The organism is Xanthomonas hortorum pv. pelargonii (assembly GCF_024499015.1).
GTDB classification, from domain to species: Bacteria; Pseudomonadota; Gammaproteobacteria; order Xanthomonadales; family Xanthomonadaceae; genus Xanthomonas; species Xanthomonas hortorum_B.
In genome coordinates, this window is sequence record NZ_CP098604.1 from 2,261,319 (window position 1) to 2,274,922 (window position 13,604).

Genomic DNA, 13,604 nt, shown 5'->3' on the forward strand with positions numbered 1-13,604 from the left:
GCCTCGGGCAGCTTGGCAAGCGCGGCGGGTGACGCGGCCGGCATCGGTTTGTGTATGCTCGGAGCCGTGGAAACCCTCTCACCCGCCGAGATTGCCGAGCAGATCGCCGAGTTGCGGCGCGCCCACCGCGCGTTGGACGAGGAGATTCAGCGCGTGCCCGCAAACATGGACGACGAGCTGCAGATGAAGCGCTTGAAGAAGCGCAAGCTGCATCTCAAGGACTGCATTACGCGGCTGGAGATGGAGCTGGTGCCTGACGAGCCGGCGTGAGGTTGGTGCGTGCGGCCGCTTGGGTTTGTTTTGCGGTTGTTGGTATCGGCATCGCAGTGACAGGCAGATGGGTCAGTCGGTGATGCAGGCAGGGTTGGTTTGATGGCAGCCGCCGGCTTGAGCTGAGGCGCGTCGGGTTGGTCGCTTGGGCCGTACCCTCACCCCAACCCCTCTCCCGGGGGGAGAGGGGCTTGATGTGCCGGCCTTGGAGAAACGCTCTCTTCGACCGATCTGGGTAACGAGTCCGGGCGCTTGTTCGCGTCAGCGGACGTGCGAGCGCCTCATCGCTTCTGCGCGTCAGGGGCCGACTGTCGTAAGACGACCCGAGCCGCCGTCATGAGCCTGCGCGTAGCAGCACCTTGCCACTGCGTCCCGGTTCGGCACTTGCTGCGGCGGCTTTGGCGGCATCTTCCAGATCGAACACGGCTTCAACGGGCAGAGCCAAGCTGCCATCGACGGCAGCCTTGAGTAGTTCGCCGATCATGCGGCGCTTGTCCTCGGGCTTGGTGGCGGCCGTGACCTTGCTGCCCCAGAAGCCGCGCACGCTGGCCTGCTTGAAGATCACATCGCCGCTGGAAATCTGCAGCGGCTCGCCGGTCATCGAGCCGAACGAAATCAGCTCGCCGCCTTCGGCCAGCAGCGCCATCAACTCGCCGGCCGCGCTGCCGGCCACCGAGTCGATGGCGCGCACGATCGGTGCGTCGCCGGCCAGCGCGCGCGCCTTGTCCTGCCAGCCTGCTTGCGCGGTGGAGATTGCGTTGCCGATGCCCAGCGCTTTCAGCTCGTCCACGCCGGCGTCGCGGCGCACCAGGTTGATCACGTTGATGCCGCGTGCGGCGGCGAGCATGGCCACGGTCTTGCCGACCGCGCCGTTGGCGGTGTTCTGCACGATCCAGTCGCCTTTTTTGACGTGCAAGGATTCGATCAGCATGAGGGCGCTCAGCGGCATGGCGATCAACTGGCAGTCGCGGTCATCGTCGAGTGCGTCGGGCAGCGGGACGACGCCGGAGGCGTCAGCAAGGAAGTATTCGGCCCAGCTTTCGTGCACGCCGGCTGCGACGACGCGTTGGCCGACCTGCAGGCCTTCGACACCTTCGCCGAGGGCGTCGATCACGCCCGCCGCTTCACTGCCGCCGATGGCCGGGAGTTCGGGCTTGTAGCCGTAGTTGCCGCGCACGGTCCACAGGTCGTGGTTGTGGATAGGCGAACGGCGCATGGCGATGCGGACCTGGCCTTTGCCTGGTTGCGGCATAGGCCGCTCGCCGAGTTCGAGCACCTGGGCGGGGTCACCGAATTGGGTGTGGATGGCTGCGCGCACGGAGGTCTCCTGCCGGGCACGCTCTTGCTGCGACGCGCCCGATCGTTGTGAAAGGTGGCGCGATGCTATCGGCAGGGCTGCAAGAGGGGGATGAAACGGACGGAACTGTTGTGTGAAGTTGTTGGCGTGCGCGAGTAGTGACGTTGGTCTGCTGCAGCGCTGGATGATTTGCGTGCTGGCCGACCCTCATCCGCCCTTCGGGCACCTTCTCCCGAGGGGAGAAGGAAAACGTCGCGCGTGTCTGCGCCTACCTACAAGTGCCCTGCCATTGGCCCACCCTTACGTACTGCCGGGAGACGATGGCGTTTGTACCGCCGCTTACTCAGCCGGCGGTGCCACCACATCCGGCTTTGCCGCTTCCGGGCTGACACGCTCGATGGTGTGCCGCAGCTCACGGCCCAGGATGAACTTGGCATCCTTGGCCCACGCATCCAGGCGCTCGTCGAACACCAGCTTGCTGTTCTCGTCCGGCCACACCAGACGCAGCTCGCGCAGTTTCTGGATGAAGCTGCGGAACAGGGTCTTGTCGAAGAACTCCGGGGCGGCCGGGGCGTACAACAGGCTCAGGCGTTGCGCGGCCTGTTGGCACAGGCTTTCCAGTTCGCCGGCGCCGAGCACGCCGGGGCCGTTCTTCACCAGCACCGAGATGGCGATGTAATAACGCTCGAACGCCTGCTGCAACGAGTGGCCGATCGCACGCAGACGGAACACTTCGTCGGTCTGCCCGGTGTTGCGGGTCAGCACGCCGCCATCGTCGTCGGCGACGTTGAGCAGCAGGCCCTCGCGCACGAACATGTCGATGGTCTGTTCGATGCGTTCGGCAAAGCGATCCTCGCTCCAGGGCAGGAACAACTCCGCCTGCAGGAACGGGTACACGGTGCGACCCAGCCGCAGCAGACCGGCACGGCTCATGCGGCGGTTGTTCTGGAAGCAGCACGCCACCCACGAAGACGCCGTAAACAAATGCAGCACGTTGTTGCGGAAGTAGCTCAGCAACACCGCGGTGTCGCCGCTGACGCTGAGCACATCGCCCAGCGGATGCGACACACGCGTGAGCACGTTGATCTCTTCGGCGTGGGTGATGATGCGCGCCGGGGTGTGCGGGGTGACAGTGACGCGGTCCGAATACGGCATCTCCGCCAGCAGCTTCTTGCACAACTCGATCTGCGCGATCAGGTCGGCCTCGCCCATCGCGTGCTTGGGCGTGGACAGCAGCGCCAGCGCCAGCAGGTTGATCGGGTTGACGTCGGCGGCGCAGTTGATGCGGGTCTGGATCTGGGTGGACAGCGTGTCCACCGCCGGCGCGAGCCAGCTGGGTTTTTCGTCGTCGGGCAGCGGTTGACCATCCCACTCCGGGGCGTGCTTGGCCAGCACGTCGTTGAGCGCGATCGGCTCGCCGAAGTTCACCACCACCTGGCCGTAGTTCTGCTTGAGTACTTTGGGAATCGACCACAGCAGGCCCCAGATGGATTCCTTTTCCTTCGGCCGGCCGGTGAGCTCGTCCAGATAGCTGTTGCCTTCCATCAGCTTTTCATAGCCGATGTAGACCGGCTGGAACAGCACCGGTTTGCGCGGCTGGCGCAGGTAGGCGCGCAGCGTCATCGCGATCATGCCGCCCTTGGGCTGCAGCAGACGCCCGGTACGCGAGCGCCCGCCTTCGACGAAGTATTCGATCGAATAGCCGCCGGCCACCAGTTGGGCGACGTATTCGCTGAGCACCGCCGAATACAGCGCGTTGCCGCGGATACTGCGGCGGATGAAGAACGCGCCGCCCTTGCGCAGCAGCGTGCCGACCACCGGCAGATTGAGGTTGATGCCGGCCACGATGTGTGGCGGCACGATGCCGCGCTCGTACAGCAGGTAGCTCAGCAGCAGGTAATCCATATGGCTGCGGTGGCTGGGCACGTAGACCACTTCGTGCCCGGGCGCGGCCTGCTTGAGCTTGTCCAGGTGATGCACCAGCACGCCGGCGTAGATGCGGTTCCACACGTGGGTGAGCAGGAAGCTGGCCGAGCGCACCACCGGGCTGGAATAGTCGGCGGCGATTTCCCAGGCATAGGCATGCGCCTTGCGCCAGGCATCCACCGGCTTGGAGTTGTCGCGCCTGGCCTGGGTGGCGATGGCCTCGCGCACCGAGTCGGCGGCCAGCACCTGGTCCACCAGCAGGCGGCGGGTGGACAGATCCGGCCCGATCACCGCCTCGCGGATACGCCGGAAATGCGTGCGCAACACGCGCTGCAATTTGCGCAGGGTGCGCTCGGGCGGCAGCCCCTCGGCCATGGTCTGGCGCAGCGAGATCGGCGGGGCGAAGCGCACGATGGTGGTGCGGCCATTGAGCAGCACCGCCAGCAGGCGCCGGAAGCGGCCGACCAGCGCCCAGTTTTCCGAAAACAGCACTGCGAACCAGCCGCTCTGCTTGTCGGGCGCACGGCCGACGAAGATCGACACCGGCACCAGATGCACGTCCAGGTCGTCGCGCACGCGGTGCGCCTGCAGCAACTTGGCCAGCGAGTCGGAATGGGTCTTACCGCCGCGCTGCTCGGGGATCAACGAATTGCTGCTGCTGCGCCGAGACAGCGCCAGGTAGGCGCGCTTGCGCTGCAGCGGGTCGCCCGGCAGCGGCACCAGTGGCGAGGGCAGGCCGGCCTCGCGGCAGGCCTTGTCCAGGATCAGGGCGCTGGACAGGCCGTAGTCCTCCAGCACGTAGACCACGGGCGTGCCGTCGTCGTAGCGGGCGGGTTGGTCCGGTTCGATGGTCAGGCTCAGCCACGGGTCGGCCAGCCGGCCGAGCAGGCGCGCCCACCACGGGCGTTTGGCGTTACGGGCGGCCGCGTACACCGGCGCTGCAGGCGGCGGCGTGTCTGCGGCCGATGGCGACGACGACGCGGCGGGCGGCAGCACCACCGCGCTCGCGCCGCTATCGGCTGCGGCAGGACTGGGCGGGGCGGGCTGGCCGTCCGGGAACGGCAGGGGATTTTGTTCTGGCATCACGGTCATTATCGCCCAGCCGGGCGTTGCCCGGTGGCGGCGGGCGGGGCGGGCGCGGCCGGCGGGGTGTCGGGCGCTGCAGCGGCGTCGGGTAGGGGCGCGGCCGGCGCGGCGCTGAGTAGCGCCTGCACCTCGTCCTGGGTCTGCTGCGGGTACCAGTGGCCTTCGCGCTTGAGCAGGGCGATGGTGAGGTCGATGTCATGCGCAGCCAGGGGATAGCGCAGCCGCACCTGGGCGCGCTCGCCCTCCTGTTTGATCAAGCCGGTGCGCAGCGCATCCAGGCTGGTGTCCAGCGACAGGCCGTAGCGCTCCAGCACCTGCTTGGCCGCTGCCCAGAACGGCCCCAGCCGGCGCAGGCTCTCTTCCATCCCCAAGCGCTGCAGATCGGCGTCCGAGCCGATGCCGGTGGCGCGGGCGGCAGTCACCAGGTCGGTGATGCTGGCCTTGGCGCGGGCGCGATCGGCCAGCGGCGCGGTCGCGGCCCAGGCGCTCAGGGCGTCGACCAGTTGCACGTAATGCGCGCGCTGCTCGGGCTGGTAGTCGTTGCGGCTGCGCAGGTATTGCACGCCGAACTGGCCCAGCGACTGCGCGGCCTGGCGGATGCCCTGCGCCTGCCCGGCCAGTTGCGCATCGAAGGCCTGTTGCAGCTGGCGTTCGGCACCGGGCGCCGACAGCGTGCCGAGCAGGTTGCCCACCTCACTGGGCAGCGGCAGCTCGGTCAGCGGCCAGCGGCTGGCACCGCTACGCCAGGCCGCTTCCAGCTGGGTGTACTGCGCAGGCGTGACCCGGATCCGCGCATAGGCAACCAGATCGTTGCGCCGCAATGGCGTGGTCATCGACTGCATCGCCGCTGCCGGCTCGGCGGTGGCGCCGGGCAAGGCAGCGGCGGTGTCGCTGCGCTGGCAGCTGCTGGCACATAGCGCCGCCAGCAGCACCCACGCGATGGACTGGAACCGGCCGGCGCGGACGGTGGATAGCGACATGCGCACGATGTTCCCCTGATCGATCGGCGCATCTTGCTGTCTGAATGCGTTGGCGGCAAGGCGCGCGACAACCGTGCGCTCGGGTACGGTGGAAAACGTTAGATTTTCGTAGTTCCAGGCATGTTGTCGTCCAGTGTCCGACATTGACCGCTGTTGTCTTCTCCGGACAAACTTGTCCAGGCATCTGCTCCGAGCCCTTGTGCCGCCTGCGTTTGCTGCAATGCTGCAGCGCATCATGTAAGCGCTTGCAGTTCCTGCTAGCGTGCGCGCCATCTCGTTCTGAGATCGCCATCGGTCGGGGCCGATGTCATCCATGTGCATGTGTGGCACGAATGTTCTGCGCCAGCGGACCATGCGCCCTGACCCGGCGCGCGGCGCCAGGCGCGTTGTTTTGGGGAGTGCGAGAGCATGAGTCGACCAAGGTCCGAAGGCGGTAGCGTCACCATCAAGGATGTCGCGCGCGAAGCGCAGGTGTCTGTGGCCACGGTCTCGCGCACCATGAACGGGCATCAGCACGTGGCCGAGTCGGTGCGCGAACGCGTGTTGCAGGTCGCCCGTGCGCTGCACTACATCCCGCATCACGCCGCGCGCAGCTTGAGCAGCCGTCGCACCCACACCATCGGCGTGGTGTTGCCGGATCTGCATGGCGAATTCTTTTCCGAATTGATCCGCGGCATCGACCAAGTCGCACGCGAGCAGGGCTATCACCTGCTGGTGTCCAGCTCGCACGGCGATCCGCAGGCGCAGCGCAAGGCGCTGGAACGCCTGCCCGGGCGCGTGGACGGGGTGGTGGTGATGTCGCCTTCGCTGGGCGACTCCGGCGTGCACGAAGATGCGCTGCCCGGCGGGCTGCCGGCGGTGCTGCTCAACTGCGCCGGCACGGCCAGCCAGCGCCCGGTGCTCAACGTGGACAACTACGGCGGCGCGCGGACGATGACGCGGCATCTGCGCGACAGCGGCCATCGCCGCATCGCCTTCATCGCCGGGCCGGCCGACAACTTCGATGCGCACGAGCGTCTGCGCGGCTACCGCGACGAGCTGGCGCTGGATGCGCAGGCGCAGCCGTGGGTGCTGCCGGGCAACTTCGATGAAGAATCCGGCTACCGCGCCGGCCAGACGCTGGCGCAGGACACGCGCCCGGATGCGGTATTCGCGGCCAACGACATGATGGCGCTGGGCTGCCTGTTCGCGCTCGGCCATGCCGGGCTGAAGGTGCCGCAGGACATCGCGCTGGCCGGCTTCGACGACGTGCCGATGGCGCGCTACGTGCTGCCGGCGCTGACCACCATGCGGGTGGATATCGCCGGGCTGGGCGCGCGTGCATTGCAACTGTTGCTAGGTCAGCAATTGGTCGATGCGCCTGCACCGCCCACCGATGCCGCCCCGCCGGCGTTCTCCGAAATGGTTCCCGAATTGATCGTGCGCGCTTCCAGCGCGCCGCGTGCTGCGCCTCCTACCTGAGACGCGCCACCGCGCTTTGCTGAGCTTGTGTTGCTTGCAGTCCCCGCAGTTGTTGCCCGCTGTCCCGCTTTACGTAATACCGACGCGCCAGCCACTCCGCTGGTTCGCGCTTTACCCCTGGGAGGGGGAAAGTCATGAAGCATTACCGCACTGTCTCCACCCTGCCGGCGCGCAGCCTGTTGTGCTGCGCCCTGGCCGCCTCGTTGCTGGCCAGCACGCCAGCCATGGCCCAGTCCAGCAACGCGACGTTGCGCGGCCAGGTCGCCTCGGCACAGGCCGGCACCACCGTGACCGCGACCAATGTCGCCAACGGCGCCGTCCGACGCGTGCCCACCGGCGCCGACGGTAGCTACGCGCTGGTCGGCCTGCCTCCGGGCACCTACAAGGTGGACGCCGGCCCCGGCAGCGAGCAGACCGTGACCTTGTCGGTGGCCTCGTCGGTCACCTTGAACCTGGGCGGCGCGGCGGCAGCCGCACCTGCCGGCGATGCGACGACGCTGGACGCGGTGCAGGTCACCGCCACCACGCTGCAGGAGGTCAAGACCTCTGAAGTGGGCACCAACGTGTCGCTGAAGCAGATCAGCACCGTGCCGCAGCTGACGCGCAACTTCCTGGAGTTCGCCGACACCGTGCCGGGCATGCAGTTCGAGACCAACTCCAACGGCAACAGCCAGATCCGCGGCGGCGCGCAGGGTAGCTCGGCGGTGAACGTCTACATCGACGGCGTTGGCCAGAAGAGCTACCTGTTCGGCGGCGTGTCCGGCCAGGAGCAGAGCGCGGGCAATCCGTTCCCGCAGCTGGCGATCGGCGAGTACAAGGTCATCACCTCCAACTACAAGGCCGAGTTCGACCAGGTGGGTTCGGCGGCGATCGTGGCCTCGACCAAGTCAGGCGGCAATGAATTCCACGGCGAGATCTTCGGGCGCACCAGCAATACCGATTTCCGTGCGCGCCAGGCCGATGAGCGCGCCGGCGCACCCAATGCCGACGGCAACAAGCGCAAGACCCACCAGGACGAATACGGTTTTGCGCTGAGCGGGCCGATCGTGCAGGACAAGGCGCATTTCTTCTTCAGCTACGAAGGCAAGGGCTTCGAGGTCTCGGCCGATCCGGTGGCCGTGCCCGATCGTTTCAGCGCGCTCAGCGACGACCTGCCGGCCGGCGTGCGGAGCCGGCTGGGCTCGGTGACCCGTCCGTTCAACGAAGACCTGTATTTCGGCAAGGTGGACTGGGACATCGGCGAGAACGACCGCCTGGAACTCACAGGCAAATACCGCGACGAAGAAAGCCGCGACAGCGTCGGCGGCCAGACCACCGCAATCGCCTCCAAGATCAACCTCAACACCGAAAAACGCTTCGACCTGCGCTGGCAGCATTACGGCGAGCGCTACGTCAACGAAGCACGCGTGTCCTACGAGGACGTGTTGTTCAATCCCACCGCCTACACCGTGGGTAGCCAGACCGTGTACACGCGCGGCATCGCCGAAGACGACGTGCTGCTCAACGACGGTGCCACCAGCGGGTTGGCGATCCAGCGCAAGGGCCAGAAAGGCCCCAGCTTCCAGAACGACCTGACCTTCAACAATCTCGAGTGGCACGGCAATCACGTCATCAAGATGGGCGTGAAGTACAAGGAAGTGGAGCTGACCCAGAGCGAGAATTCTGCGGCCAATCCGTCCTTCTACTACGCAGTGGGCGATGGCGTCGGTACCGCCGCCATTCCGTATCAGGTGCGCTTCAACCTGCCGTTCGCCGGCGCCGCGCCGTCGGTGACCACCACCAGCAAGCAGCTGGGCCTGTACATCCAGGACGATTGGGACGTCAACGACAAGCTGCAGTTGAATATCGGCGTGCGCTGGGATGGCGAAAAGATTCCCTCGTACCTGGACAACGTGACCCCGCCGGAAGTGGTGGCGGCCTTGAACGGCCCCGGCACCGATCCAGCCGTGAGCGCCACCTACGCCGAGCAATTGGCCAAGGGCGGGGTGAACATCAACGACTACATCAGCAACGGCCGCAATCGCAAACAGGACAACAATAATTTCGCGCCGCGGCTGGGCTTTTCCTACGACTTCCGTGGCGACGAGTCGCTGGTGCTGTTCGGTGGTGCCGGCCGCAGCTATGACCGCAACCTGTTCGACGTGATGGGCCTGGAGCAGATCAAATCCGCGCTGGCGCAGTACACGATCCGCTTTGCCGGCCCCACCGGCTGCATCCCTGCGCCCGGCACCTGCGCGCCCTTCGATCCGGCCTTTGTGAGCAACCCGGATAGCCTGGGCAACCTGGTCGATGCGCGCGTGCGCAACGGCGAGATCAATCTGCTCAACAACGATCTGAAGACGCCGTATGCGGACCAGTATTCGCTGGGCTTGCGCACTCAGCTGGGCGACTGGAACACCTCGGCAACGGTGTCGTATATCCACAGCAAGGATGGTTTCATCTTCACCCTGGGCAACCGCTATGCCAACGGCGAGTTCTTCCAGAACGGCGGCCAGGCATTCGGACAGACGCCCCAGGGCTTCGGCAACCTGATCATCGGCAACAACGGCGTGGAGACCAAGACCGGTCAGTTGCTGCTATCGGCGGACAAGGCCTATACGCAGGAAAGCGGCTGGGGCCTGACCGCGGCGTACACCTTCTCGCGTGCGCGCGGCAATCGCGGCAACGACGATCGCTACGGCTTCGATGCGGCCACCATCGCCGACTATCCGTTTCTGGACCTCAACGCGGTGCCGCGTCATCGCCTGGTGCTTACCGGCATCTACGATCTGTTCTGGGGCATCAGCGGCTCGGCCAAGCTGACCCTGGCCACGGTGCCGCCGCGCAACGAGGCGATCTCCTACGACCAGTATGGTGGCCCGAATTCGGACAATATCCGCGTGGTCTCGGTGGATGCGCCCGGTGGCAAGTTCATCGCCGGCGGCGACATCTTCGGCACCCGCCAGCTGGATCTGTCGTTGTCCAAGGACATGCACATCACCGACGCGGTCACCGTGCAGGTGCGCGGTGATCTGATCAATGCGCTGAACTTCCGCAACTACGATCAGTACAGCATCGATTGGGGCACTGCCGGTACCTACGACCCGCGCGTGAGCATCAACCAGTACGGGGCGATGTCCACCCCGCCCCGCACCTTGTTCATGAGCGCACGCATCATCTGGTAACGGCTGGCTGGACGGCGCCCGGTGCCTCGGCACCGAATGCCGTTGGTTACCAGACCCGTCGTCGATCACTGCACGGCCCCATTGCACTGGGGAGGGGCCGCCTGCAGGTGTCATGCAGTTTGCTTATCGGCAGTGTGTCCACGCAGCGCGTTGCTTGATGCGAGCGATGCTGCAGGCAACACGCTTCCTTCGCGATCGTTTTTTGTTGTGTTTGCAGTCTCTGCTGTCTGTTGCCGCTGTACCCGTTCCGTCCACACCAAGCACCAACCTGACGCGCCAGTCACTTCACTGGTTCGCGCTTTACCCCTGGGAGGGGGAAAGTCATGAAGAATCACCGCACCGTCTCCACCCTGCCCGCACGTAGCCTGTTGTGCTGCGCCCTGGCTGCCTCGTTGTTCGCCACCACCCCGGCCATGGCCCAGTCCAGCAACGCCACGTTGCGCGGCCAGGTCGCGTCCGCGCAAAGCGGCAGCGAGGTCGTCGTCACCAACCTCGCCACCGGCTCGGTGCGACGCGCACCGGTCAATGCCAACGGCAACTACACCATCGTCGGTTTGCAGCCGGGCACCTACAAGGTTGAATCCAACGGTGCCAGCCGCACGGTGACCCTGTCGGTGGCCTCCAGCGCCACTGTCGATCTCGGCACGGAGGCGGCGGCAGCGCCGGCCGGCGATGCGACCACGCTGGAGACGGTGACGGTCAGCGCGCCGATGATTCGCGACGTGAAAACTTCGGAAGTGGGCAACACCGTGTCGCTGCGCCAGATCCAGCAGCTGCCGCAGGCCACGCGCAACTTCCTGGAATTTGCCGACACCGTGCCGGGCATGGTGTTCACCATCGACCAGGACGGCAACACCAAGTTGCGCGGCGGTGCATCCAACGCCAGCTCCAGCAATCTGTACATCGATGGCGTGAGCCAGAAGAGCTACGTCTCCGGCGGCGGCATTGCCGGCCAGGACGAGACCCAGGGCAATCCGTTCCCGCAGTTGGCGATCGGCGAATACAAGGTCATTACTTCCAACTACAAGGCCGAGTACGGCCAGATCAGCGGCGCGGCCATCACTGCGGCAACCAAGTCCGGCACCAACGAGTTCCACGGCGAGGCGTTCTACCGCTTCACCAATCAGGACCTGCGTAAAGAACGCCCGGACGAAGCCGATGGCAAGGTCGATTCGCAGACCAAGGAATACGGGTTTGCGATCGGCGGACCGCTGATCCAGGACCGCATGCATTTCTTCTTCGCCTACGAAGGCAAGGACAACGTCGCGCCCAAGAGCGTGCAACCCAGTGCCGAAGCGACGCCCTTCATCGGGCTGTTGCCGTCGAACCTGCGCGATCAATACGGCGCGTCGAACATGCCGTTTAGCGAGGACCTGTACTTCGGCAAGATCGACTTCGAACCGACCGACAACGATCGTATCGAATTGGCCACGCAGTACCGCGACGAAACCCAGGTCAGCAACGTGGGCGGCCAGAACGCGCCCGACCGCGCCGTGGACAAGGTCAACAAGGACAAGCGCACCAGCCTGCGTTGGCAGCACAGTGCCGATGGCTGGTTCAACGAAGCCATCCTCACCACCGAGGATTCGCGCAATCTGCCGACGCCGCGCGGCGTGGGCAATGGTTCGATCTACACCTACATCGATCGCACCCAGGCCGACCCGCGCCAGTGGGTGTTTCTCAATACCGGCGCCGCCAGCGGCGAAGACTTCAAACTGCGCAGCCAGAAGGGCTGGTCGTTCCAGAACGACCTGACCTTCAATGCGCTGGAGTGGCACGGCGAGCACACCATCAAGACCGGCGTGACCTACCGCGACATCAAGCTGACCTCGCGCGAATCCAGCTCGCTCAATCCGCAGTTCAGTTATGAAGTCGGCCAGAACGGCGTGGCGCCGGTGCCGTTCCAGGTGCGCTATATCCGCGCGTTCGACAATCCCGGCCAGTTGCCTGTGGTCGAATCGCCGTCCAAGCAGTACGGCATCTATCTGCAGGACGACTGGGCCGCCACCGACAAGTTGATGATCAACATCGGCGTGCGCTACGACTATGAAGACACCCCGGCCTATACGGACTTCGTGACCTCGCAGCCGTTCGTGGATGCGCTGTATTCCGACGACCCGGCCAACCCCGGTCAGCCGTGGGCCAACCGCCTGCTGCCCAGCGGCGTCAACGTGGCCGATTACATCAGCACCGGTAACAACCGCAAGAACTTCAAGGACGCCTGGGCGCCGCGTCTGGGTTTCTCGTACGACCTGTTCGGCGATGAGGCGGCGGTGATCCACGGCGGTGCAGGTCGTTCCTACGACCGCAATCTGTTCGAGCAGCTGGCGCTGGAATCGGTCAAGGCCGCGCTGTCACCGGTGGTGGTGTACTTCAGCGATGCCGCCAGCGGCCAGGGCTGCTTCCGCACCGACCGTGTCTGCGCCCCATGGAATCCGGCGTTTCTCAACGGTATCGATCAGCTCAATACGATCGATGGCACCAACGACAGCTCCGAGCTTTTCATGTTCAAGAACAAGCTCAAGACCCCGTACAGCGACCAGTACAGCATCGGCATCAGCAACCAGGTTGGCGACTGGCTGACCGATGTCACCTTCCAGCGCATCCCGTCTTACGACGGCCTGGTGATGAGCCTGGTCAACCGCTATCCGAACGGCGCGTATTTCGACGCCAACGGTGGCGTACCGTGGGGCGAGCCGGTGCCCGGCTATCGCAATACCATCATCGGCGACAACGGTCTGGAGCAGCGCAGCAGCCAGGTCTTGCTGTCGGCCGAAAAGCCGTACACCAAGGAATCGGGTTGGGGCTTGAACCTGGCGTACACGCATACCAGCGCGCGCCAGAACCGCAACATCGACGAGCCGTTTGCGTTCGACAAGGCCACCATCCGCGACTACCCGTTCGTGAAGTCCGATGCGGCCTCTGCGCATCGCTTCGTGGCTTCCGGCTCGCTGGATGGTCCGTGGGGCGTCACCTTCGGCGCCAAGCTGGTGTTGGCCACGCCGGAGCCGATCAACACGATCGCCTGCTACGGCTTCACCGATCCCGATGGCGGCACCTGCCAGCAGGTCGGCGTCGTCCCGCCGGGCAACGGCAAGTTCCTGCTGGGCGGCAAGATCTGGGGTTATCGCACCGTCGATCTGCAGGCCACCAAGGACTTCACCGTGGCTGGCGACTTCAAGCTGACCGCACGGGTCAACGTGCTCAACGCGTTCGACTTCAAGAACTTCACTCAGTACGAATACAACAGCTTCGGCAGCAACGGACGGCTTGAGCCGGACATCACCGTGGTCAACAACGGCGAGATCAGCTACGTGCCACGCAGCGTGATCTTCGAGGTGGGCGCAAAGTTCTGATTCATCGCAACGTGCACGCGCATGCAGTTGGATGCGCGTGAGTCGAACGGGGCCGATTGGCCCC

At 65.5% G+C, this 13,604-nt stretch carries 7 protein-coding genes; 4 read left to right on the forward strand and 3 right to left on the reverse strand.

The annotated features are described in order from the left end of the window. The first annotated feature begins 66 nt into the window (after window positions 1-66). A complete protein-coding gene (locus NDY25_RS09980) occupies window positions 67-270 on the forward strand; it encodes a YdcH family protein (RefSeq protein ID WP_023905744.1) in 204 nt (67 codons plus the stop codon). Window positions 271-604: 334 nt separating this feature from the next. Here NDY25_RS09980 and NDY25_RS09985 read toward each other — a convergent pair whose 3' ends face one another. The 3 genes from NDY25_RS09985 to NDY25_RS09995 form a co-directional block, all read right to left on the reverse strand. Next, window positions 605-1,588, reverse strand: coding sequence for a zinc-binding dehydrogenase (locus tag NDY25_RS09985; protein WP_168957574.1), 984 nt, complete (start codon window positions 1,586-1,588; stop codon window positions 605-607). 318 nt (window positions 1,589-1,906) lie between these two features. Next, complete coding sequence (gene plsB / locus NDY25_RS09990; protein WP_168957575.1) at window positions 1,907-4,585, reverse strand: glycerol-3-phosphate 1-O-acyltransferase PlsB; 2,679 nt, start codon at window positions 4,583-4,585, stop codon at window positions 1,907-1,909. Beyond that, a complete protein-coding gene (locus tag NDY25_RS09995) occupies window positions 4,585-5,559 on the reverse strand; it encodes a hypothetical protein (protein ID WP_168957576.1) in 975 nt (324 codons plus the stop codon). Before NDY25_RS09995 ends, plsB begins: the two co-directional genes overlap by 1 nt. Before the next feature lie 408 nt (window positions 5,560-5,967). Between NDY25_RS09995 and NDY25_RS10000 the strand changes: the two genes are divergently transcribed. From NDY25_RS10000 to NDY25_RS10010, 3 genes are all read left to right on the forward strand, one after another. Continuing rightward, on the forward strand, window positions 5,968-7,020 hold the full coding sequence (locus NDY25_RS10000; RefSeq protein ID WP_168957577.1) for a LacI family DNA-binding transcriptional regulator: 1,053 nt from the start codon (window positions 5,968-5,970) through the stop codon (window positions 7,018-7,020). Window positions 7,021-7,154: 134 nt separating this feature from the next. Continuing rightward, window positions 7,155-10,184 carry a TonB-dependent receptor gene (locus NDY25_RS10005; protein ID WP_168957578.1) on the forward strand — a complete coding sequence of 1,010 codons (3,030 nt, stop codon included), beginning with the start codon at window positions 7,155-7,157 and terminating at the stop codon, window positions 10,182-10,184. Window positions 10,185-10,507: 323 nt separating this feature from the next. Beyond that, complete coding sequence (locus tag NDY25_RS10010; RefSeq protein ID WP_256627914.1) at window positions 10,508-13,540, forward strand: TonB-dependent receptor domain-containing protein; 3,033 nt, start codon at window positions 10,508-10,510, stop codon at window positions 13,538-13,540. Window positions 13,541-13,604: the final 64 nt, after the last annotated feature.

Excerpts from the sequence above, each read along its gene's own strand:
- plsB (WP_168957575.1), bottom strand. The coding sequence starts at position 4,585 with ATGACCGTGATGCCAGAACAAAATCCCCTGCCGTTCCCGGACGGCCAG.
- NDY25_RS10005 (WP_168957578.1), top strand. The coding sequence starts at position 7,155 with ATGAAGCATTACCGCACTGTCTCCACCCTGCCGGCGCGCAGCCTGTTG.
- NDY25_RS10000 (WP_168957577.1), top strand. The coding sequence starts at position 5,968 with ATGAGTCGACCAAGGTCCGAAGGCGGTAGCGTCACCATCAAGGATGTC.
- NDY25_RS09995 (WP_168957576.1), bottom strand. The coding sequence starts at position 5,559 with ATGTCGCTATCCACCGTCCGCGCCGGCCGGTTCCAGTCCATCGCGTGG.
- NDY25_RS10010 (WP_256627914.1), top strand. The coding sequence starts at position 10,508 with ATGAAGAATCACCGCACCGTCTCCACCCTGCCCGCACGTAGCCTGTTG.